Source organism: Alcaligenes sp. EGD-AK7 (genome assembly GCF_000465875.3).
Classification (GTDB): domain Bacteria; phylum Pseudomonadota; class Gammaproteobacteria; order Burkholderiales; family Burkholderiaceae_B; genus Alcaligenes; species Alcaligenes phenolicus.
In genome coordinates this window covers 1-691 of sequence record NZ_AVOG02000035.1, presented here as the reverse complement: position 1 = coordinate 691, position 691 = coordinate 1, and the positions used below count along the sequence as shown (strand labels likewise).

2 protein-coding genes are annotated in these 691 nt (G+C 65.0%); both read right to left on the bottom strand.

Going from position 1 to position 691, the window contains the following annotated elements; translation table 11 throughout:
- Window positions 1–251 (bottom strand): LptF/LptG family permease (locus tag N879_RS14380; protein WP_031232840.1); only part of this gene is annotated, 251 nt, incomplete at its 3' end.
- Between the two features lie 63 nt (window positions 252–314).
- The coding region (locus N879_RS14375) for an LptF/LptG family permease (protein ID WP_031232839.1) at window positions 315–691 on the bottom strand (377 nt) is incomplete at its 5' end.

The window sequence follows — 691 nt, the reverse complement described above, 5'->3', positions numbered from 1 at the left end:
TCGCTGCTGCTGGCCAGCGTGCCGAGACCGATCAGGCAGCCGATCAGAGCCGCCATCGGCAGCATGTCGTACAACCGGCGCGGCGAGGTCAGCAGGACGTATTGCAGGGCGTCGCCCAGACCGTAGTTGCCCTGGACGTCGCCCAGCTCGTCGATGAACGCGAACAGCAGCGCCAGACCGACGATGATGCCGAGCACCGTGAGGATGGCGAGAAAGACGTGGATACCGATGTAGCGATCGAGCTTAACCACGAGCCACCTCCAGCTGCGCGCGACGCTTCTTCATTCGCAGCCTGATGGGCTCCCAGAACAGCATCAGCAGGCCGATCGCCAGAAACAGCCCGTGCACCCACCACAGACCCAGCGCCATGGGCAGGCGCCCCTTGTCCAGGCACCACGCACGGCGATCAGCAGCGCGAGATAGGTCATGTACAGAAGGATGGCCGGCAGCAGCTTGAGGAAGCGCCCCTGCCGCGGATTGACCTTGGCCAGCGGCACGGCGAGCACGGTGACGACGAATACCAGCAGCGGCAGCGACAGCCGCCAGTGCAGCTCGGTGCGGTGCCGAAGGTTATCGCTACCCAGCAGCTCGCGGGTCGGCATCGCCTCGCGCTCGCTCAGCTCCATGCTCACTTCCGGCTTGGGCAGCAGCACACCGTAGGTGTCGTACTGAATCGCACGGTAATCCGCCT